At 44.4% G+C, this 22067-nt stretch carries 14 protein-coding genes and 1 pseudogene; 6 read left to right on the top strand and 9 right to left on the bottom strand.

Translation table 11 applies throughout. The features are described from left to right. Nucleotides 1-2: 2 nt before the first annotated feature. From NST26_RS11275 to NST26_RS11260, 4 genes are read right to left on the bottom strand one after another with little or no spacing between them, the layout of a single operon-like run. On the bottom strand, nucleotides 3-1478 hold the full coding sequence (locus NST26_RS11275; protein WP_340754634.1) for a Na+/H+ antiporter subunit D: 1476 nt from the start codon (nucleotides 1476-1478) through the stop codon (nucleotides 3-5). Continuing rightward, nucleotides 1475-1807 carry a Na(+)/H(+) antiporter subunit C gene (locus NST26_RS11270; protein WP_036725033.1) on the bottom strand — a complete coding sequence of 111 codons (333 nt, stop codon included), beginning with the start codon at nucleotides 1805-1807 and terminating at the stop codon, nucleotides 1475-1477. Before NST26_RS11270 ends, NST26_RS11275 begins: the two co-directional genes overlap by 4 nt. Beyond that, on the bottom strand, nucleotides 1795-4647 hold the full coding sequence (locus NST26_RS11265; RefSeq protein WP_340958088.1) for a Na+/H+ antiporter subunit A: 2853 nt from the start codon (nucleotides 4645-4647) through the stop codon (nucleotides 1795-1797). Before NST26_RS11265 ends, NST26_RS11270 begins: the two co-directional genes overlap by 13 nt. A 45-nt stretch (nucleotides 4648-4692) precedes the next feature. Continuing rightward, nucleotides 4693-5331 carry a universal stress protein gene (locus tag NST26_RS11260; RefSeq protein ID WP_340954069.1) on the bottom strand — a complete coding sequence of 213 codons (639 nt, stop codon included), beginning with the start codon at nucleotides 5329-5331 and terminating at the stop codon, nucleotides 4693-4695. 344 nt (nucleotides 5332-5675) lie between these two features. Between NST26_RS11260 and NST26_RS34025 the strand changes: the two genes are divergently transcribed. Continuing rightward, nucleotides 5676-6119 (top strand): CBO0543 family protein, encoded by a 444-nt coding sequence (locus tag NST26_RS34025; RefSeq protein ID WP_051477991.1) that lies wholly within the window; start codon nucleotides 5676-5678, stop codon nucleotides 6117-6119. 529 nt (nucleotides 6120-6648) lie between these two features. On the opposite strand, the gene NST26_RS11255 is transcribed toward NST26_RS34025, so the two are convergent. Next, on the bottom strand, nucleotides 6649-7089 hold the full coding sequence (locus tag NST26_RS11255) for a hypothetical protein (RefSeq protein WP_340979138.1): 441 nt from the start codon (nucleotides 7087-7089) through the stop codon (nucleotides 6649-6651). Between the two features lie 31 nt (nucleotides 7090-7120). On the opposite strand from NST26_RS11255, the gene NST26_RS11250 reads away from it, so the two are divergent. Further along, complete coding sequence (locus NST26_RS11250) at nucleotides 7121-7831, top strand: rhamnogalacturonan endolyase family protein (RefSeq protein WP_036725038.1); 711 nt, start codon at nucleotides 7121-7123, stop codon at nucleotides 7829-7831. 363 nt (nucleotides 7832-8194) lie between these two features. On the opposite strand, the gene NST26_RS11245 is transcribed toward NST26_RS11250, so the two are convergent. Further along, nucleotides 8195-10216, bottom strand: coding sequence for a hypothetical protein (locus NST26_RS11245; RefSeq protein WP_036725040.1), 2022 nt, complete (start codon nucleotides 10214-10216; stop codon nucleotides 8195-8197). Nucleotides 10217-10235: 19 nt separating this feature from the next. Further along, nucleotides 10236-13151 (bottom strand): hypothetical protein, encoded by a 2916-nt coding sequence (locus NST26_RS11240; RefSeq protein WP_051477992.1) that lies wholly within the window; start codon nucleotides 13149-13151, stop codon nucleotides 10236-10238. 208 nt (nucleotides 13152-13359) lie between these two features. Here NST26_RS11240 and NST26_RS11235 point away from each other — a divergent pair. From NST26_RS11235 to NST26_RS11220, 4 genes and pseudogenes are all read left to right on the top strand, one after another. Then, nucleotides 13360-13774, top strand: a pseudogene (locus tag NST26_RS11235) (IS110 family transposase); the annotation flags it as partial. Nucleotides 13775-14295: 521 nt separating this feature from the next. Continuing rightward, complete coding sequence (locus NST26_RS11230; RefSeq protein ID WP_036725044.1) at nucleotides 14296-14970, top strand: hypothetical protein; 675 nt, start codon at nucleotides 14296-14298, stop codon at nucleotides 14968-14970. A gap of 272 nt (nucleotides 14971-15242) precedes the next feature. Further along, nucleotides 15243-15560: a transposase gene (locus NST26_RS11225; protein WP_036725045.1), complete on the top strand. Its 318-nt coding sequence runs from the start codon at nucleotides 15243-15245 to the stop codon at nucleotides 15558-15560. A gap of 11 nt (nucleotides 15561-15571) precedes the next feature. Beyond that, entirely contained in the window at nucleotides 15572-16435 is an 864-nt protein-coding gene (locus NST26_RS11220; protein ID WP_339311273.1) for an IS3 family transposase, read from the top strand. A 268-nt stretch (nucleotides 16436-16703) separates the two neighbouring features. Here the strand turns inward: NST26_RS11220 and NST26_RS11215 are convergent, their stop codons facing one another. Beyond that, on the bottom strand, nucleotides 16704-18209 hold the full coding sequence (locus NST26_RS11215; RefSeq protein ID WP_036725046.1) for a DUF6119 family protein: 1506 nt from the start codon (nucleotides 18207-18209) through the stop codon (nucleotides 16704-16706). 254 nt (nucleotides 18210-18463) lie between these two features. Further along, complete coding sequence (locus tag NST26_RS11210; RefSeq protein WP_340979137.1) at nucleotides 18464-21991, bottom strand: LAGLIDADG family homing endonuclease; 3528 nt, start codon at nucleotides 21989-21991, stop codon at nucleotides 18464-18466. Nucleotides 21992-22067 lie beyond the last annotated feature (76 nt).

Below are 22067 nucleotides of genomic sequence, written 5' to 3'. Positions count from 1 at the left end.
CACTACTCCTTCATTATGGCTTCAATATATAGCGCAGGTGAAGCCAGAACCTCGCCAGCCTGCGATACATAAGTATACACATACTCCGCTCCGATCCCCATTGCAATCACAAGCAGCAGCAGGCCGGCAGCCACAGCCGAAGCAACCTTCAAGCTCACCTTAGGCTGCTCTTCCTTGGGTTCATTTCCCCAGAAGGCCAGCCTGAACACCTTCATCAGGGAGAACAGCACCAGAAAGCTTGATCCCAGACCAATGAGGGACAGCGTCAGCATCCCCTCGGACAACGCTCCACGGAGGATCATAATTTTGCCGGCAAAACCGCTAAGCGGCGGAATCCCCACCAGGGCGAGCGCCAGAATAAAAAACATCCAGCCGAGGAGCGGATACTTTCTGATCATCCCGCCCATACTGCCTAGCCGGTCAGTTCCGGCTGCGGATATAATCATCCCGCCCAGAATAAACATAAGTCCCTTGGCCAGCATATCGTGCAGCAGATAGAAGACTGCCCCATTCATTGAATCTGCAGTCCCTGCAGCAAGCCCAAAGGCTACAAATCCAACGCTGATAATGACGTTATAATTCAGAATCCGCGGGATATCCCTATAAGCCACTGCCCCCAGGCTGCCCAGGATCATGGTAGCAGCAGCCATCCAGGCGATCCAGTCATGAGTGAAGCCGGGATCGTTCACGAACAACAACGTGAAGGTGCGGATGATTGCATAGAGTCCTACTTTGGTCAGCAGGGCACCGAACAACGCTCTGACAGCCGCCGGAGGTGCACTGTAGGACCCTGGAAGCCAGAAGAACAGGAATAGTCCTGCCTTCAGGGAGAATACAATCAAGAACAAAACAGCAATCACATTAAGCACGCCGCCTTGTCCCGCTTCAGCGATACGCTGGGACAGGTGCGCCATGTTGAGCGTTCCTACCGCTGCATAGAGATAAGCTACCGCAGCTACGAACAGTGTCGAGGATACGATATTAATAAGCAGGTATTTCGACGTTTCTCTTAGCTGAAGCTTGGTCCCACCGAGTGAGATGAGCGCATAAGAAGAAATCAGCATGACCTCAAAAAAGACAAACAGGTTGAAAATATCCCCCGTAAGAAACGAGCCGTATACCCCGACCAGCAAAAACTGAAAGAACGTATAGTAATAGAACCGCTCCCGCTGCTCTCCAATACTGCTGAAGGAGTAGCACAGAATCGCAAAACTGACGATCGAAGCCATCGTTACCAGCAATACAGCAAACATATCACCTACAAATACAATGCCATACGGAGGAGCCCAGCCCCCCATCTGCAGGGTCAGTATGCCCTCGGAGTGGACACGTGTAACCAGCAGCACCGCAATCAGAATGTTAAGCAGACCGCTGAGCGCACTAATCACGCGCTGAAGCCGGATCTTCTCTTTGAGAAAAATCAGGATGACAGCCGTAGCCAGCGGAATGAGAATCGGGAGCACCAATAGATTACTCATTCGTTGTCCTCCTTAATGCTGTCCATTTCATCAGTACCCCGCGTCTGATAAGACCGGTATGCGAGTACGAAAAAGAAAGCTGTGACCCCAAAGCTGATGACAATGGAGGTTAGAATCAGCGCCTGCGGCAGCGGATCAACATAGGTATCCGCCTTGCCTAGTACAGGGGCTGCCCCCCTTTTGAGCCCGGCCATCGTGAGCAGCAGCAGATGGACTCCATGCGTCAGCAAGGAGGTTCCCAGCACAATGCGCAGCAGGCTTTTGGAGAGAATCAGGTAAACACCGATCATGAACAGAATTCCGACCGCTACCGCCATTACGAGTTCCATTTCTTCTCCCCTCCGATCGATAAAATGATGGTCATCGTCACGCCGACTACAGCCAGGAATACACCAAGGTCAAACAGGACGGCAGTCGCCAGCTCCGTATCGCCAAGTACTGGCAGATGGAAGTGGCCGAACGTGTGACTTAGAAAAGGAGCGTCAAACAGGAATGAACCTGACGCTGTCAGAATAGCCAGCATGAGCCCGGAAGCTGTAAGCAGCCGGTAATTCACAGGGAGCACCTTACGTACCTGATCCATTCCAAATGCGATTGCAATGAGCATAAGCGCAGCAGAAGCCATCAAAGCCCCGATAAAACCTCCCCCGGGATGATTATGCCCGGCAAAGAACAGATACAGGGAGAATATCAGAATGACAAGGACAATCCCCTTGGAGATCGTCTGTAGAATCACATCATTGCTGCGCAGCGGCAATAGTTCTGTCTTGGAGGGCTCCAGCGGCGGCAATTCCGTCTCCATTCTCAGATGAATCAGACCATAAATGGCCAGTGAGGCGATGCCAAGCACCATGATTTCAAACAAAGTATCAAACCCGCGGAAATCTACCAGGATGACGTTGACCACATTCTTGCCGCCAGCCCGGTTGTAGCTTTCCTTCAAGAAAAACTCGGAGATCGGTTCAAAAGGACTGGTACCCATAGCCGCCAGAGCAATCAACGTCATCGTGATACCAGCTCCAGCCGCAATAATCAGATTGGGCAGCTTAAAGCGCAGAGGCTCCTTCTGCTTCTTCAGCTTCGGTAAATACCGGAAACAAAGAAGGAACAGAATGACCGATACGGTCTCTATAATCATCTGTGTGAGTGCAAGATCCGGTGCCCGGAAAAGAACGAAGAGCAGCGTCACCATATACCCCACACCACCGGTGAAAAGAATCGCGTTGACACGTGACTTGGCAAATGGAACTGCAAAGGCAGCCAGCAGCATGGCTGCTACAACAGCCAATTCATAAAAAGACAATGAGGCATACTGATCCATACCAAAGCTAATGCCCTGCTGCCGTAGCAGAACTGTGAGTAAGGAAATGATGAAAAAGCTGAAAATATAGAGCAGGTAATGGCGACCCGAACCAGTCATATAAACATCGGTTAAGCGTCTTGAACCATTCTCGAGCAGTCTTAACGAGAAGTCATACATACGGCTCAGTGCATTGGTTCCGCCGGCTTCACGGTCTAGAACACGTAACCGGGTATAGATTCTAAACAACAGCGTACCTGCTGCTATAACACCGAGGGTCATGAAGATTTCTGGTGTCCATCCATGCCAGAAATGAATAGAAACCTCAAAGGCTTCTTCCGGTGCGAGCAGCCCCGTATGAATGGAAGACATTGCCGGTTCAATCAGCGTGGCAGAGACCAGATCAGGGAAGAAAGCGAACACTACTGCAAGTGAAATCAGAATCACGGGTGACAGTAAGAGACCCAGTGGAGCTTCATGCGGAACTTTATCCAGTTTGTCCTCCCTCAGCTTGCCGCGGAAGGTCTTGAAGACAAAGATCATGCTGTATACAAAGGTAAATACACTGGCAATCCAGGCAATCACCGGAAAGAGCTGTGTCCAGTATCCTGAACTCAGGATGTCAAACTCCCGGATATTGAGTACAGAAGTGAAGAACATTTCTTTACTAAGGAATCCGCTGAATGGCGGCAATCCAGCCATAGAGAATGTCCCGATCAATGCGATAGAGAAGGTGACCGGCATGAGAGACATAAGCCCTCCAAGCTTGCGCAGATCACGGGTACCCGTCTCATGGTCAATGATGCCCACAACCATAAACAGACTGCCTTTAAATACAGCATGGTTAATGAGATGAAAGAGCGCAGCTGTAGTAGCCATCGTATAGAAAACCGCATCCCCCGTACCGGTAAAGAAGGCTGCCGCCGACCCGAGTCCAAGCAAAGACATGATCAAGCCGAGTTGACTGATCGTGGAGTATGCAAGTAAGGCCTTGAGATCGGTTTGCCGGATGGCTTTGAACGACCCATAGATCAGAGTTACCAGTCCTGTGACAGAAACCAGCCAGAACCACTCGGATTGTCCGGCATACAGCGGGGTGAGCCGCGCTACCAGATAGATCCCCGCCTTAACCATGGTCGCCGAGTGAAGATACGCACTGACCGGAGTCGGCGCTTCCATGGCATCAGGCAGCCAGATATGGAACGGAAATTGGGCGGACTTCGTAAAGGCTCCCAGGAGAATAAGCAGTATGGACGGGATAAACATTCCACTTTCTGTTAAGGTCCCTGCCTGTGCAATAATCTCGCGGATACTATAGGTGCCGGTCATTACATATAGCAGATTGAATCCGGCAAGCATCGCCAGACCGCCGAACACCGTGATCAGCATGGACTTCATTGCTCCATAGGAGGATCTTTCCCGGCGGTGCCAGAAGGCAATAAGCAGGAACGAAGATATGCTCGTCAGTTCCCAGAACCCATACAGCACCATCAGATTATCTGACAGCACCACTCCTAACATGGCTCCCATAAACAGGAGCAGGTATATATAAAACTGGCGGATCCCCTCCATGAGCTTATCCAGATAATAAATCGAATAAAGCACAACCAGGGCACCCATTCCGGTAATCAGCAGGACAAAGAGCAAGCTGAGCCCATCCAGCACGAGCGAAATATTTACCCCAAAGGACGGCATCCAGGTGATACTGTTCACAATAGGCTCTCCTGCCCGGATGGCTGGAATTCTCGTCAGGAAATAAATAAAGAGAGCTGCGGGAAGGGGCAGAGCGATCCAGCCCAAGTGAAACCGTTTATTTTGCTTCAGCAGCAGCATTAGCGCAGCAAGCAAAAACGGAAGCAGGATAATCATATGCAGCAAGGCTTAAGCCCCCTTTCTAGTTTTGGTATAATCCTCTTAACGGGGCTTCACCCATTCGTTCTGTACAATTCTCAAATATTGCGCTTCACCGTTGCTGACGATTTTGAACAGGCCGGTATTGAAATCTGTATCAAGCTCACGAAAGAAAACCCCCTTCATGGCATCATTCCCATCCGGTTCATCCATAAGGATATGGCGGTCGCCCTCTTTGACCAGATAAGCAGAGAACCCTTGCTCATGGGACTGCTCGAGCAGCTCCGGATACCGCTGGACCGCAACGATATGAAGATCAATCGGACCCATCCGCTCCAGCAGCTCATTAATGAAGCTTCCCCGTGTAATCTCCTGCCACAGCGTTTGGCTTGACTGTCCGAGTACAATTTGTGTAATTTTGTTATCCTTTGCAGTCTCCACAATCACATCAACCGTTTTTTTGCCGTTACATTTGCGGATCACAAATTGTCCGCCAGCCTCCTTGGTCTGATTCTCCCAGCCAGACAAGTACTGCTGCTTCTCCCTGTTATATTCATTGTCCCCGGATGCATCTACAGTGAGTACCATCAGCGGGGCATTGAGCAATCTGGCCAATTGTCCTCCCCGCTGTATCAACCGCTGCCCGTGCGGCCCATAATGCACACACACCATGATGCTCTCATTGTTCATTTCCATTTCCATTTCAAACCCTCCACATCAGTAAATTTATTCCAGGTAAAAAACACAAAAAGAGCCCGCTTTTGGCAGGCTCCTCCGGTAACTCCGTATACAATTATTGCAATTATATAGTCACCCAAGGAGAAAGTAAAGGCAATTTGCGGTGAATAATCATGGAAGCCTCAGGGGAGCCTGTGTAAAAAGGAGGAATTCCCCATTAGCTACTGCTTCATTTTTATTTCTTCCCTTTGATTATCCCCGGTATAAATTCGCAATATGCACCCCCTAGCACGAATGGGTGCAGCACATAAGGAAATAACTATGAAAAGGGGATCTTTTCGGTTCAAGAATTTGATCGAGGGGGACTTATGATTATAAATATTTACTTTTATATTTTGATTGCATTCATATTACCTTGGATTATTAGCATCCATTATCTAAAAAGAAAACCTTCGCCTTTTATCACTTATGTACCCGTTGTATCTAGCATTGCGATGTTAATGAATATAATCGGTTTTCACTTCGATTTTTGGAAAATCGAACCTTACGATATCGCTTCCCTTCCGTTTGATTTTGGAATTTATCCTGTATTGAGCTGTTTTATGATAAATAGTATCGATTCAAAAAAGTATTCAACACTAACTTTTTTAGTCTTCTATAGCCTATTGACCACAATAATGGAGTACGGGGCTTTTTCAGTAGGGATAGTCGATTATGGAAACGGATGGAACATTGGTTGGAGTCTAGTTTCTTATTTGGTGGCTTATACAATAGTAATCATCTATAGAAAATTGATAAGCGCATTTGTTTAAATGATGTTCCGAGCTGATAACGAAAACTCATAAAAATAAAAACAGTCCCGATGAAAATAAAAGTCTCATCGGAACTGAACATTAATTACTCAGAACTTAAATAAGTTGTATAAATATACAGATTGTGATTTTTCATTTTAAATGAGAATTCACAGTTAAAAAACCCTTATATCACAAGGGGAACTGTTTCATTTCAGATGAGAAAAGTCAGTCCAACTAGCCGGGCCCTCTCTAATATTTCATTTTAAACGAGAAAACGCACTTTTATGGTTTATGCATCATTTATGAATATTATGCATCATTCTAAATACAAAACAACTTAGGTCGATTTGAGACTTATAATTAATCATCATTTTTGAAATTCGAGTGCAAATAAATTAAAATGTAACAGAATTTATTATAAAATTTTTTTCGACAGTTTGTATGAATATACATTTTTTAAAATATTGATTCATTGATAATTGTTAGTAATTTAAACTGCTTAATACCGGATAAAAAACTTCTTGAATGTCTGTAATAAACGCCGTAATTACGAAAAAAAAACTACGTCTGCCCAATTAACGAACAGATGCGTTTTTTCAAGTCGGCTTAAATAAAGATGGGGATCTCGGCGAAAGCGAAGGCGGTTTGTGCCTTCCTGCAGCCGGGATTCCCATCCCTTCCGTTCATGGAGGTAATCTTCATACTTCACACCACTGAGCCGGTTTAGCAGGTTCTTTTGCTTCAAGGCATCGTCTACCCAAACCACAAATTCGCCACCACGCCAATTATAGCGATTCCAACTCCTCAGACCCGTCATTCGACGGTGACGGGTCTTGGTCTGGCGGAAGAAGCGCTCGTGGTCATTATTTGTTCTGGGTAGGTAGGAGGTATCGTAATAAGCAAACAATCCTGCCCAAAATCCATGGCTGTAGCGCTCAAAATTTTCGACCATTTCACGGTCTTCTTTGCGAGTATTTGTGCGTTTCAATTCGGTACGGAGCCACCGCATCTGTAGGCGAATGCATTCTGCAGTTTGCGGTTTCGGCGCACTCAGAATATGGGCGGCATCGGCCTACTGGTCAAACATCAGAGAGGATGATTGTTATGAAAGGATTTGGGAGGAGATTTTTAATTTTTGGCGTTACCTTAATTTTAATGGTAACCTCAATGGACTACCCGGTGCCACCACCACTGAAGCAGCAAATGCTCCAAGAACAATGGAAAATTTGGGTAGAGGTGTAGTTGCTGTTCGCAACGGGAATAGTGTCTTTGTTAGTTGGCGTTTCCTGGCACTTGATTCTGCAAATATTGGGTTTAACGTTTACCGCATCACAACAGATAGTACAGCCTCTGCACCTTCTACGGCTACTGACGTTGGATACACTCCCATCAAACTTAACAGCACAGTTCTAACAGAAGGAACCAATTTTACAGATAAAACCGCTGATAAGACCAAGAATAATACATACTATGTAAAACCAGTTATCAGCGATCAAGAACAAGAAGCCAGTGCAGTATATACACTGACCGCTAACTCTGCTAATCAACCCGCATTCGTTATTCCACTACAAGGAAATAGTGAAGTCCGTGCCGTCTGGGTAGGAGACTTTGACGGTGATCATGAGTATGATTTCCTTCTTTCTAGAAACACCTCAACAACTCAACAACTAGAGGCAGGTTTGGAATCTTTACATATCTGGTTTCCCCACCCTCCTTCCATCTATAGGTAATATCCCTTATATTGTATTTTCTGTGATGAGTCTTAATTATGTAAGACTCCTTATTTCTAGTCAATTATACTTTTTTTCAAATCATTCCCTTTAAAAAACAAGAACTTTACATGCAAAAAAGTATAAACATAAACATTTAATTTATAAAAAACTAAATATGCCATGTACATGAGGAAATTTTGAAAGGGAGGTAGCCTGCTTTCCATGGTCTGGATCCTGTTAGCTCCTAAAGTTATAGCTTAACTACAAGAAGATATCATTCTATCTATAAGCCAAGCAGCAGATTGAGGACCCTTCATCTAAGTGGCATTTGTAAAGAGCCCCCTTTGTAAAAGCATTACATGATCTGGCTTTTACTCAAGATTATTTGGGAATGATATTTACCATCATATATCGATCCGCCTTCTCCTCAAGCTTAACGTACATCATTTCCATTTCCTCTCGACGCTTCCCATTTCTTCGTTGTAGTAATCGCTGATCTTGGTGGAATACGCTAATTATGGGATATTCTGGCCGATCATAGATATCTTGATAATTTGGATTAACTCCACTCTGCCGGAAGTATTTAAGTGCTTGTGTTTCCCAAGTTGTTGGACGAGCACTGGGGAACCTTATTAGGTGTCGGAGAATACGATCCCAATCAAGACCAGTTCCGCTATCACGGTTTTCATTAATTTCGGTTAGCAAAAGACGGACCACTGCGAGTGAAGCAAACTTTCCTAAAACCTCGGAATCTTCATGTAAAGGTTGGCTTTTGGGGGTATCTTTTGAGAGAAGAGTATGCGTTCCTACAGCTTCACCAGAAGCACCATTGTCTGAACGTTCATCAAGCACATTCCCCTCGTTCGGTGTCCCATTATGTTCAGAGTCTTTACGAATGGATTCTCGTCGACTGTCATTTAACTCACCTTGTGCTTCAGCAAGAAATTGAATCAAGAATCCGCTACATCCTGGTGTTTGACTGTGCAACGACTCTACCCCTTTGTCAAGGGTAACCGCCTTGCTAAATGAGTTAGCTGCCTGCTGGTTCAGGAATCCCAATTTATGAAAGTACTCTATATTTTTCTCATATATATTAGAGTTCAGTTGTTCAACGTGCCGGACAATTTGGCTTTTTAGATAGTCAGGGTCATTATCCAATCTTGTACGCTCTTCTTTGTTAAACAAGGTCCGAATAAGCACAAGTTCACTTTCTCGGAGACTCCCGGATGTTGAAAGTCCGAGACTAGAACGAAACGCGGCTGGCACTTCGCTCCCCAATTTATCAAATCCCGCTAATAGTGCTTCCATACTCTCGAGGGCCCCAGCCATAGTATGAAACATATCTTTGCTTTCAAAACCACCCGGATAAATTAGATTTAAACTTGATAGGGATTCGGAAGTACTCAAGCGATTCTGGGAGTCATACACGGGATATCGTAGACGTCGCATAAGTTTGCGGCGCCAGCGTGTCTGATTCCCTACATCAGAGTCAATAGCAGAATTCTCAGTACCATACTCATTGTAGCCTCGATAATTTCGATATGCCTTTAATGCATCCTTGGAAAAACGAGCCTTAAATATTTCTTCGGGCTCTACTGAGGAATATTGGCGACGTTTAGTATTCCATAAGTGTAACTCGACAAAGTTTGTATGAAAGAAATAATCTTCCACAGTATGAAGAGCTTTCCCAAAGCCAACAAGGATATCATGCCGCTCCGGACTTTTTTTGGTTAGATTCCGCTTTTCCTTCCAATCTAATTCAAGTTTACTTAACTCTTCAGACAATAGTTGAATGTATTCTTCAACGAATTGGATTATCCCTCTACTACCTCGCTGGTACATCTTGTTAAGAATACGCTGTTCCCCAGACAAGACGTAAGGCGGGTAATCACAATGTTCATGAGGATAGTACTGAGTGAAGAAGTTCCGATAAATTCTGTCAATCTCGGCGGCTGGTATTGGATCAAGTTGCTGAAACTGAGCTGGAAGCATGGATATTAACGCTTCCTTCTTAGGGATATCATCTGAAAAGATCATATGGGTAATACCTAACATGATGTGCTCGAAATATTCGGCCAGTTTCCCATACCTAGAATTAACAGGTGCGTACTTACCCATTAGTTGATCAAGCCATTGATCCGCATCTACAACATCAAGAATGGTATCGGTCAATATGCCGAGAATTGGAATTGATGACAAAATGTCTAAAAAACGGTTTGAACGTTTTGCTTTATTCCAAATGGTGCGCTTGGCTAACATGTGAGCGAATGGATCACGGAACTGAGAAATATCAGTTAAAAAGTTTCCAAGTTCGACGTAGGTGTATTCTTCATCAGGACGTAACAAACCAATTTTCTCCAGAGTATTGTGAAATATCTCAGCATGTCGTAATATTTCTCCCATAGCTCCTCCTTAAGCAGTATCAGTGTTGACGATAGTCAGGTAGTTCTGGGCCAGCTTGTAACCATACCAGTGTTGTTGGTAAAACAACTGTCCATGGATCGCCCTCAGGAACAGCATTTTCAAGATCATCTTGTTTTGCTCTTAACTCTTCACAGAGCCCGATGTAGAGAGGATCGTCAATGACTGGAGCATCACCACCATTCCACAACTCACCAGTCTGTAGGTAGTAAAGTATTGCTTCGTTGTATGCTGGATGTACGGGAATCACAATTCGAGCTGATCCGGCCTGAAGAAATTTTGTAAACAATGGATCATTATCATAGGTATTTGATACCGTCGCCCAATTATCCTTACGTCCCCAAAAATACGGATAAAATAGGTACGTCATCTGTTCCCATTCAAAAGCTTGTTCAAAAAACTGAATAAATCTTCCTTCTGATGCTGCTTCTACAAGGTCAAATTCAGGTGGATTTCCACTCACAGCATTAAATTCTGTATAACGTTGTCCAGTCAACATACTAATTGAATGTTTTTTCAATTCTGTACGCTCGATATCCCGGTTGGTGTTTGGGTTATAGCCGGTTATAACAACTCCACGACGTGCTTCGGCAGCACGTAATTTTTCTTCATATTGAGCCATTGCGGTTGTATAGGCAGATTGAATTAGTTCAAATGTCTTAATCTGCCACTGTCTGAAATGTTCTAAAGATATGTGGCAAATAACAGAAACAACAATCGTGTAGCTATCTATATTCATGGTATTAACAGTAATAGGTAAAAAATTTTCCTCTTTGTTAAGAAACCCACCCATCACTGGCTGATCGAAATATCCTTGAACAAGCCTGCCAATAGTAACAATATAATACTGATCCTTTAGAATCTCAGGATTCATGTATTTAATTACACTCGACGCGACAAAACCAGTCTCTGCATAATATCCCTCAGGTAGCTTTAAATCATTTACGGATTGACTGAACCCTTCTTTCATTTGTAACCCATGCTTATCTAAAGCGTAGCTAACAACTCGCTCGCTAGGAGGTGGTGGTGTTATTCCTTGAACATTGTAATTTCGGCTAAGTATCAGATAGTTCGATTCATTAATATCCGAGGCAGTAATTTCACCTAGTGGAATGGGTTTCGTAACATTTATTGCATTACCCGAGTTATTTGCTTGGGCATATTTAAAGAACGCAGCAGGCTCTGGCACGACAAATTCAAACATCATGCGCTTACCATAGTTGAAAATTTGTGCTTTGTAGTGTTTATCAACCCAACGATACACACCTGTAATGTGTCCTTCCGTACCTATATTGTTGATACTGTGTGTGTTTATTTCTTCAACCTCTTGTATTGTTTTTGTAATTCTCTCTTCGCGAGATTTCTTTTGGATCTTAGCTATGGAACGGTCAAGCACTTCCTTCGAGAAATTCGAGGATACTCGAGCACTATCTCTTGTTGATTGATTATATGCAAAATTAGCATGTGCTCCAAACTTAACAGGACCATAACTGGAACTTACAGTAATACCTGTATCAACCTTCATGTCTGTTTGAATGGTATTCTCAACCTCTTTCTTCAACTCAAAACGATCTGTAGACTGCGTGTCTCTTTCGGTTTCTTCCGTACTCTCCAATTCGATAGTAAGCGATTCTTCTGTCCGATCGTATCGTCGGTGCTTTCGTTCTTTCGACTCCCCTTGCATGACATTTTCAATATGAGCAACTTCGCCGGCTACGTAACGTTCCAGCGTCTGTTTTACAACTTTGAGATCACCAATACCGAGAGGTCTTATCTGTGATCTGATTGACCATGGAAAAGGGAAGTCAGAGGGGGAGGGAATAGATTTCAGTGATTCTAAATTAAAATTTCTATTCATAAAAATCATGGTGCCTGGGATTTTTTTTGCAGCATCCGGAATTTCCTTCTCTATTAAGCGAGGTTCGTAATATAATTGTTCAGTCACAGCAGCTAGTTCTTCATGAATTCGTTTAAGAACCTGAGGCTTATTAAATTGATCAGAGTTTTTACTATTTTCGATCATGACCCGAGCAGTTTGACTTAGAGCTTCAAGGTCTGCTGGGTCAAAAGTAAATGAGGAGCGGTATAATATTTTTTTCAGGTTAGACTTCTCAGTTGTATTTTTAGCTACATGAAATTCATCGAGTTTCTCTTGATCGAGTTCCTGTTCTTCTTGCTTCAGTTCAATTATTGGCTGAAGCATTTGAATCTCTTCGGCTGCCTCATGTAACTCAACATACTTGTCCCAAAGGGCAGAGATATGCTTTTGAATAGTATGATTACGTGTGTTTTTTTCATTGCTACGTAACTGTCCTTCAACTTTTTCAGGTGCAATTCGAACAAACTCTTCAGGAAGAACGACTACTCCCCTATACGCTGCTTGTAGATCTTCTAAGGTCACCATTTCATCATCTTTTGCTAACTTACCCAAGATATGGAATGATTTAAGGCCTTCCATAAGACCTTCCAAGTTTACAGGAGTAACACGGTTAATGAGGTAGAATGCATGTAATCGATCCCATAAATTACACTGTAAATTAAATGCGTAATCGCTTTGGATAAATATTTTAGGACAATCTCCAATCGCATTCTCAATTTGTCTATGGAATTTTTCCGATTCAAAAATCCGTACTTGATTTTCTATGATACGACTTACAGCCACAATTACTTTAAATTTTTTATCCCCTTGGATTTCACTTCCCCAGTTATTTTTATTAACTAGTTCCATTACATGAGGAAGAACTTGTCCAATGTGTGAATTCGGCTCAAGTTCATTAATTAACTTGCCGACTGGAGTTTCATTTAAATGCCTTGAGTCAACGATACGGCTAGAATTTCCATTCTTTTGCTTCGGCTCAGTTGGTGGACGTAATGCCACGAACTTGAAAACGTCATTTTGATTTTTTATTTTATCCAATGCTGAGTGCACCTCCAAATGGTTTAAGATTTTCTCACATAATATAGTCTCCATAATTGGGGGCATTATTCGATAATTGGAATTAATCAAATGAATAAGGAGCCATTCCTGTAATGAATTAATTCGAGGTTTGAAAGAAAAAAGCGCCAACTGTATACTGGGAAACGTTCCGACCAAAGAACAAATTCCAGCACAGGAGGCACTCAACATGAAGTATAAACAATCAAAGAAACAGAATCAACGGATTACACGAATTTCTGACAAGACCCTTGTCGTAGGCGCAGACATCGCTAAAGAAACCCACGTGGCCCGTGCCATCGACTTTCGGGGGATCGAACTGGGAGGGCTGAGTGTTCTCCAATACCCGTACCGGGCTGGAACAACTGGTTCAATGGATGAAGGAGCTTCAACAAGAGCATGCCAAGAGTGACTTCCTCTTTGGCATTGAGCCCACCGGACACTACTGGTTTAACCTAGCTGAATACTTGGGACAGCAAGGAATTCCACTCGTCATAGTCAATCCGCATCATGTTCACAAAAGTAAAGAACTGGAAGACAACTCACAGACGAAAAATGACTATAAAGATGCTAAGGTCATCGCCGATTTAGTGCGTAACGGGAAGCTGTATACCCACATGGAAACCAGCCTGGTTCTGGACGCCTTACAGGCCGCTTATGCTATTACTTCTAAAGAATACGTCCACCAGTTGGAGACGTACCAGATGGAAACCAGCATGATTCGCTAAGGAAACTGTTACGATAACGCCTGTATTGAGTCCTGGCATAGTATTTTAAAGAAGGAACTCATATTTACTATAACCCTCGTTTTAAAACTACTGAGCAAGCCTACAATGCAATTTACCAGGACATTGAGTTTTACTATAAACCGTAAGCGAATGCACGGAGCTCTGGGCTACCTTTCCCCTCCCCTTTTGCAAACAATTTACTACACTATCCGTTGCGTGACTGTCTACTCTCTTGACAGAGGGCCAGTCTCATACCATGAACTAAACAAAATGTCTAGTGCTAAGTCGTAAGAAACATCATCATCTTTTAAAAGATATTTCTTTACCTTCATCTATCATTCGATGGAACTCCGGAAACAAGCTACCGTAATAATAGGAAAGTCGTTGGAGGTAGAGCTATGAATAAGAAGACAAAAAAGAAAAAGACTAAAGCATATCAATCCCCCTCAATAAAGATCCCTTCAGCAGCAATACAAATACTTTGGGCAAGAAATAAAATGGCCCGATTTCAAGATCGGATGTTGATTACTGCTCAGTGGGATAGAAGGCTTTTTCTACCACTCGCTCGAAAAATCCTTTCTCCAATCATTGCTTTCTCTGGAATCATCTCGATTTTAAATGCGATCCTCAGTTTCATTACCGGAGAACCAGATGCATTACAATCTAATTTCCCTATTATAAATCAGATATTCAGACTTGATCTGATTTGTTTGCTCATTTTGAAAGCCAGCGGTCTTCTTCCTATTGTCCCTCTCATTCTATTAATGGGATTATTTCAACTGCTCCAAAAAGACGTAAGCATAGGATCAGAGATTCGAAATAGATTTACCCGTAATCAAGGAATAGCATTATTATGGAATTACTACGTCATGTACAGCACTACAAAGTATTTCCCTGTATTCCTTCAGACCTCCTTAAGAGTGGTCTTACTTTTTAGCGCAGCAATAACAGTCTTGTGGATATTGGGAATGAACCGATTTCAGAAGTCATATGGTTCATTTGAGCCAGAACGAATACTGAAAACGAATGAAAGAAGATTACGGAAAGTGAAAAAACGCAGGGGAAAAAGATGAGGCTAATAAACCCAATATTCGTACCTAGTTGCTTTAGCTTTATGAAAACGTTCAGCTATTCTCATTCTTACTTAATAAATTTTTCAACCGAGAATTCTCAATTGACAACGAAAATACTTAAGTTTTTGAAATCGTTCTCTGCTCAATATGTTCCTAGATATTACTCTTTACCCGCCTAGATGTATGTACAACTGATAAGGATGGGATTAGAATTGAAAGTAGACGACAGTTAACGGACGGAGGGATAATAAGGGCAACGGAGGTGCATCCCTATGGGAGAAAAACGACAACGGTATAACGAAGAATATAAGAAGCAAACGGTAAAGTTCATTCAAGAGCAGACGAAGAGCATAGGGGACATCGCGCAAGAGCTGGACATTCCGAAAAGTACGCTGCACCAGTGGATGGGGCAATACCGGGAGCTAAAGAATGAACCGGTAGCCAGTATGGATCGGGTACGGGAACTCGAAGCCGAGCTCCAAGAGATGCGCCGTCAGCTCCAAGAGAAAGACAGTCGACTTGCCGATACAGAGGAAGAATTAGCAATCGTAAAAAAAGCAGTGCACATCTTCAGCAAACCAAGGAACTAAGATTCCAGTTCATGAAGGACCATCGCTCCGCGTTTCGCTTGGAGAAGATGTGCAGTACCCTACAGGTATCCAGGAGCGGATATTACAAGTGGCTGAACGCCAAAGCCAGTGTGCAAGCCCTCCGCAAGGCTGCCGTTATGGAGCGAATCCGGTACCATTTTGACGACCATCAAAAACGGTATGGAAGTCCGAAGATCACCCGCCTGCTGCATCAGGAAGGCTATACGGTCACGGAACGCACAGTGAGTGTGTACATGCGAGAAATGAAGCTCCGCTCTATTGTATCTAAGCCATACCGTGTGCAGACGACCGATTCCAAGCATAATAATCCCATTGCACCAAACACACTGAACCAAGAGTTTAAGGTGCTTAAGCCCAACACCGTATGGGTCACCGACATCACGTATATCCCTTGTCGTGGAGGTCGCTTATACCTAGCTAGCGTCATGGATCTATGCACGCGAGAAATTGTAGGGTGGCGGCTGTATAACCATATGGAGACGAGCCTGGTCTTAGACGCGCTGCAGGCGGCGTACACGGCGAAGCGACCCGGCGAGGGCCTACTGCACCACTCTGACCGAGGGTCTCAATATACCTCAAAAGAATATGTCGACCAACTAAAGACATACCACATGAAATCCAGCATGAGCCGTAAAGGAAACTGTTACGATAACGCCTGCATTGAGTCTTGGCACAGTATTTTAAAGAAAGAGCTCATCTACTGTAATCCGCGCTTCAAAAACCCGGAACAGGCATATGATGCTATTTTCCAATACATTGAGTTCTATTACAATCGCAAGCGAATGCACAGCTCACTGGGGTATCTTTCCCCCGCCCGCTTTGCTAAGCAATTCACTAAAAAATCCGTTGCGTAACAGTCTACTTTCTTGACAGAAGTCCAGGAAGTATAAAATTAAACTCTACCCGTATGGCATAGCTCCTTTAATACTTTCAACAGGATTAGATCTTGATCTTCTTGAGAGCAGTTCTTTAATCGCAATAAACATCTCATTATAATATAATTACCCATTCAATCTAAACAAACACATTTATACTTTATACTTTAAAATTTTCACACAAAAAAAAGCACTTCCCCTGAAGATGTGGAGAAATGCTTTTTTTATTAAGAGAATAAAAAGAGATCTAAATTGTTTTTGGATCTTTATAACCAATATTTATAGTAGGTTTGTAACCAGCTACAATAACATTACGCTTCCATTCTACTAATTTCATAAGAAATATAAGAGATCTGAGATCTGACAATCTCTTCAATGTTGTTTTCCTCTCAAAGATAAGCCAAAGACACATATTTTCAGGTTCAATTTTCATTTGATTTATAATGATATCATCCACATTATTTTGAAGTATTTTTACAGTATTTAAAGATTGGTCAATTACATAACTTAGATTTTGAGGCTCACCCATTTTCACAAAATACAGTGTCTTATCTTTGTAGAGATCCATTTTCTCTATTTTGTATTTTTCAATATAAGAAAAGTCTTTATCAAAATTCAAATAACCATCACATACCTTACCCTTGTTAAAATCATCTTCATTTATATTTGATGAAAGGAACGTTGTATTATGCTGTAGTATTGGTATTTTATTTACCTCTTTTTGAAGAAAGTTAATATAAGATTGGTTAAATCGATGCCATTTTCCGTTCACTAAGCAATATCTTTCATCATCAACATAATCTAAGACTTTTTTTAAAGATTCGCTTCTAGTTCTACTATTTTCACTTTTTATCTGAATACGAATATCATTGATTGAATTAATCAAATCAATCCCATTTTCAGTTACGAAATGGGTGAGACGCTCTAAAGACAAGTCATCAAATTTCAGTTCGCTTTGTTTTGAATTTCCTTTCAAGAAGAATGCGTATTGATTATTTTCACTGAAGACAAAGTCGACTCCTGAAACAGAAAACTCCTCAGCTAGCGTACCTGTTGTAGTGTTCGATAATAACGATATAGCAAGCTCTCTATCCAAGCGCCGCTTAGTCTCTACATCTTTTACCTCCTCTACTCTTGGTAGTGTAAGAATAGGTGTTTGACTAAGTTTCTGCTCTATAGAATCTAGAAATCTATCAAGTTCTGAAGGAGATATTTTTACATTAAATAAAACTGAGGAACCAAAGCTTACTACGCTTCCCCAATCCTCTGCATTAATTGTTTTAGCTTTTATATATTGGAATGATTCTCCACTATCATATTCAATCGGGCTCCTGTCTTGATAAGAGATAATATTTTTAGATCGCCTTCCTCCAAACAATTTGGAGTTTTTTATTCTAAGATTGTTTTCGTCAACAATTCTTTCGGCCAAATTTAAACCAAATTCCCCATCACAATATTCACGAAGGTAAAAATGCGCTTTACCAAAGCTGATTGCATAACAGATTTCTTTATTGACTAATAATAGTATTCCGAAGTATAACTCATTATTAGGAAGTTCGTTTACGTCTATGAAATCTTTATATAAATCAACCCACCAAATTTTGACTAAATCAGGTTTATCAGAAAAATAAAATTTGGCCGTATAATCCCCAATTTGTTTTTCATTTTTTGCAATTAAACCTACTGTGCTAAGTTTTCTTTGTAAAGCTTCTCGGTTGCCATCCTTAATTTTATAGATATTATATTTAGGCATTCTAAACCACCCTCATCGTTTTTTTATGTTCATTAAACCTTTACATTAAATAGAGACAAACAAAAAGAACACAGCAACATAATAAAGCATGCTGCCGTGTTCTAGATGTGGTTTCAATGTATTTTTATTCAATTAAGTGTACATTTTAATTTTATCATTCTAAATGAAACGTTTTTCTCGCATGAAATGAAACAATTCTCATTTAAAATGAAAAATCACACAGATCTAATTAATTTTGGAACTCAAGTCCATCCTCACCCACACCGACTATACCCGCAATTCCCGCAAGTCTTACAGCCCTCAATATTAATCAGCGAGGCGCTGCCGCAGGAAGGGCAAAGATCCCTCGAAGCGGTAGCGTGGCTATGTGCGTCATGACCGCCGTGGCTATCGTTGGTAGCCGCCGCAGGAACCGTGGATTTCAGCTCGGCGTTCAGCGCCTCGTTGAAATCAAGCTCCAGCGTGGCTGCGATTGGCGCAGGAATGTGATCGTCATGGGCGTTGTTCAGCACATGGGTCTCCAGGGCTTTGGCTACGGCGTCGGCGATGGACTCGACGCGGTTCGCACCGAAGCCGATGGCGCCGGAGCCGCCGATGCCCTTGAGGTGCTTGATCAACAGGCCGACCTTCTCGCCGTGATCGCCGTAGCGTAGGAACAGCGAGCAGACGCGGCCCAGGGCTTCCGCCATGGCGAAGACGTCAGAGCCAGCCTTGCCGACATTCAGGAAAATTTCGGCCGGGATACCATCAAGATCGTTGATCGTGATATACGCCATGCCGAACGGCGTGTTGATCTTATAGGTCGCGCCGCGCAGAACCTGCGGGCGTTTCTTGTATTGCTTGTCTACTCCGCTGGACGCTGCCTGGTGAGCAGTCGCTGCGGCTACAGTTGTCGGTGCTGACGGAGCGGCTTCCGTTTCCTTAATCACCTCAGGCTTGGCAGCCGTTGCCGGTTCGTCCTTCTTGTCTTCCTTCTTCTTGGTCTCCAGCACCTGTACATCACGGCTGCCGTCACGGTAGATGGTCACGCCTTTGCAGCCCAGATCGAAGGCCATTTCATACAGCTCGGCGGTCTCTTCCACGGTGAAGTCAGACGGGCAGTTCGCGGTCTTGGAGATGGAGCTGTCCACCCAGCGCTGAATGGCTGCCTGTGCACGGATATGATCCTTAGCGGACAAATCCATTGATGTGACGAAGTAGTCCGGCAGCTCCTCTCCCGGATGGGCTTCCAGCCACTCCTGGGCAATCGGCACGAATTGCTCGTCATAGCCGAGACGGCTCTGACGGAAATATTTGAAGGCGAAATACGGTTCGATCCCGGTGGAGGTGCCGACCATAGTTCCCGTGCTGCCGGTAGGGGCCTGGGTAATCACAGTTACGTTACGCATACCATGTTTGCGGATCGACTCACCCACTTCGGGATAGACCTCGGTGATATTTCGCATGAAGCCGCTCTGCAGATATTTATCGGTGTCAAACGCCTGGAACGACCCCTTCTCGCCGGCAATCTCGGCGGAAGCCAGATAGGCCTCGCGGGCCATGAAGCCGTAGAGCTTGTCCAGGAACTCCAGGGATTCCGGGCTGCCATAGCGGATATTCAGCTTGATCATCAGCTCAGCCAGACCCATGGTGCCGAGACCTACGCGGCGTTCGAGCTTCTGGTTGGCTTCATTTTCCGGGAAATGATATGGTGTCTTGTCAATAACATTATCCAGGAAACGCACAGAATAACGGGTCGTTGTCGCCAGATCTGCCCAGTCCACATCATGCTTCTCGGCATCGTAGAACTTGGAGAGATTGACGGCGGACAGGTTGCACACGCCCCAGCCGGGAAGGCCTTGTTCCCCGCAGTTATGAGCAACAACACCACCAGCGATCAGCGAGTGCGTAACAGGCTCAGTAATATCGTATACCGTCACAACCTCGCCTGCTTCGATACCAACGACTTTGGAGATAAACTTTTCATTTTTGCGGGAAGGCCGGGCAATGCGCTCCAGTGCTTCTTGTTTTCTGGTAATCAGCTTGAAGCCGATCTTATTCTTGAACTCCAGGATGTTGTTGCCGCTTAAGATAAGCTCATAGAATCCGCTGTGTTCGTCGTTATAGATGGAACTGTTAATTCCGAAATTAAGCAGCAGCAATTGAACGCCTTGAAGAAGTTTTTTGGAAGCTGAGGTCAATCTGACCGTACGGTGCATCTCATCATTCTCATATACCGTTCCGTCTGCAGAGAATAATCCTTGCAGGAATGCCACAACCGTCGCACGTGAAGCTGTATACAGCGCAGCCGGAACCTCTTTTTCAGCGGCTCTAACTGCCTTCACTTCGAGTTCCTCAAGCTGTTCATTGACCCAACCCTCACCAAGTGTATCCTTAGCCGCAAACCCTCCCTCACCAGACTGCAAATAAACGCAATCGTCTGCACTCAGAGTCTGAGCCTCTTTCCAGCCGGAGTCAGTAAATAAGCGGTGTTCAGGCGTTACGGACAGCTCCACCCCATTTTGCAGCGAGATCTTCAAGGTTTCTCTGGTCCCGGTTGGGAACACTGTCGCCCGTCTCATCTGTAGACCTGGAACTTCATAGCTTCTTCCGCCAACCACTTTGGCCTGCTCCACTAGTCTCAAATCGGTTCCCACCAGGAAGGATTCCGTTCCGACCTTCTTATATAGCTCTTCAATGGTTAAGAGACCGTATTCCGTTGCAATGCGGGTGTTCGGGTGGAAGCACGGATTGGTACAAATGATTGGATTGAAATACCAGCTATTCGACATCTGATTATAATACTCCATGAAAACAACGCCCGGTTCTGCGGACTTCCAGGCCGATTCGATAATCGTATGCCAGATATCGCGTGCTCTGACGGTGCGGTAAGGAATGACGCGGCGGTTATCTGCCTTCCATTTATCGAGATCGCCGTCCCAGAGGGTGTCGTAATCCGGGTCAGTGGTATCCGGGAAGACCAGCTCCCAGTCCAGATCCTCCTTGACGGCCTTCATGAAGCCATTGCTGACGCAGACCGACAGATTGGCATTGGTAACCTGGCCCATCGTCTGCTTCACGGTAATGAAGTCCAGCACATCCGGGTGCCAGTCGTTGATCATTAGCATCAGCGCGCCGCGGCGGCTGCCGCCTTGTTCAATCAGTCCGGTGGTATAGCTGAACAGGCCGCCCCAGGACACGGAGCCGCTGGAGGAACCGTTCACCCCTCTGACAATGGCACGGCGCGGGCGCAGCGAGGACAAATTGATGCCTACCCCGCCGCCGCGGGCCATAATCTCGGTCATCTCGGAGAGTGTCTCCATGATGCCGCCCCGGCTGTCTTTGGGAGATGGAATCACATAGCAGTTGAACAGTGTAAGCTCCTCGCTGGCTCCGGCCCCAGCCGCAATCCGTCCGCCGGGAACCAGCTTCCAGTCATCCAGAATCGAGCGGAATTTGCCTGTCCATTCTTCCTGAAGCCCGGGAGTCTTCTCCACGGAAGCCATCGCTGCCGCAAGACGGTCCCACATCTCCTCCGGCGTCTTCTCAATGTTCAGCGTCAGCTTTTCCACATCCGACTGCACCAGCTCGCCGCTGCGGGTTTTTACCGTAACCATCCGGCCTGTACGCTCTACAATCTCGCCAACCTCCTTGGTTGGGAACTTTGGATCATCCTTCGTCAGGACAAGTACTACATCGCCTACCTTGGCATTATTGCTGTCCGCGTCCTTCCAGGCATAACGGTCCAGGAATATTTTCTCGCTCAGACCCTCTAGACGCTTGTTGTGTTCCACTGTACTCAATAGTAAAACCTCCCAGGATATAATAGGTCATGCTTCCGGCGGCCGGGCAGCCGCAGCCTGCTTGTCCGGCGGAAGC

Origin of the sequence: Paenibacillus sp. FSL R7-0128 (assembly GCF_038002245.1) — a bacterium.
GTDB classification, from domain to species: Bacteria; Bacillota; Bacilli; order Paenibacillales; family Paenibacillaceae; genus Paenibacillus_AQ; species Paenibacillus_AQ silagei.
This window is presented reverse-complemented; position numbering and strand designations above follow the sequence as displayed.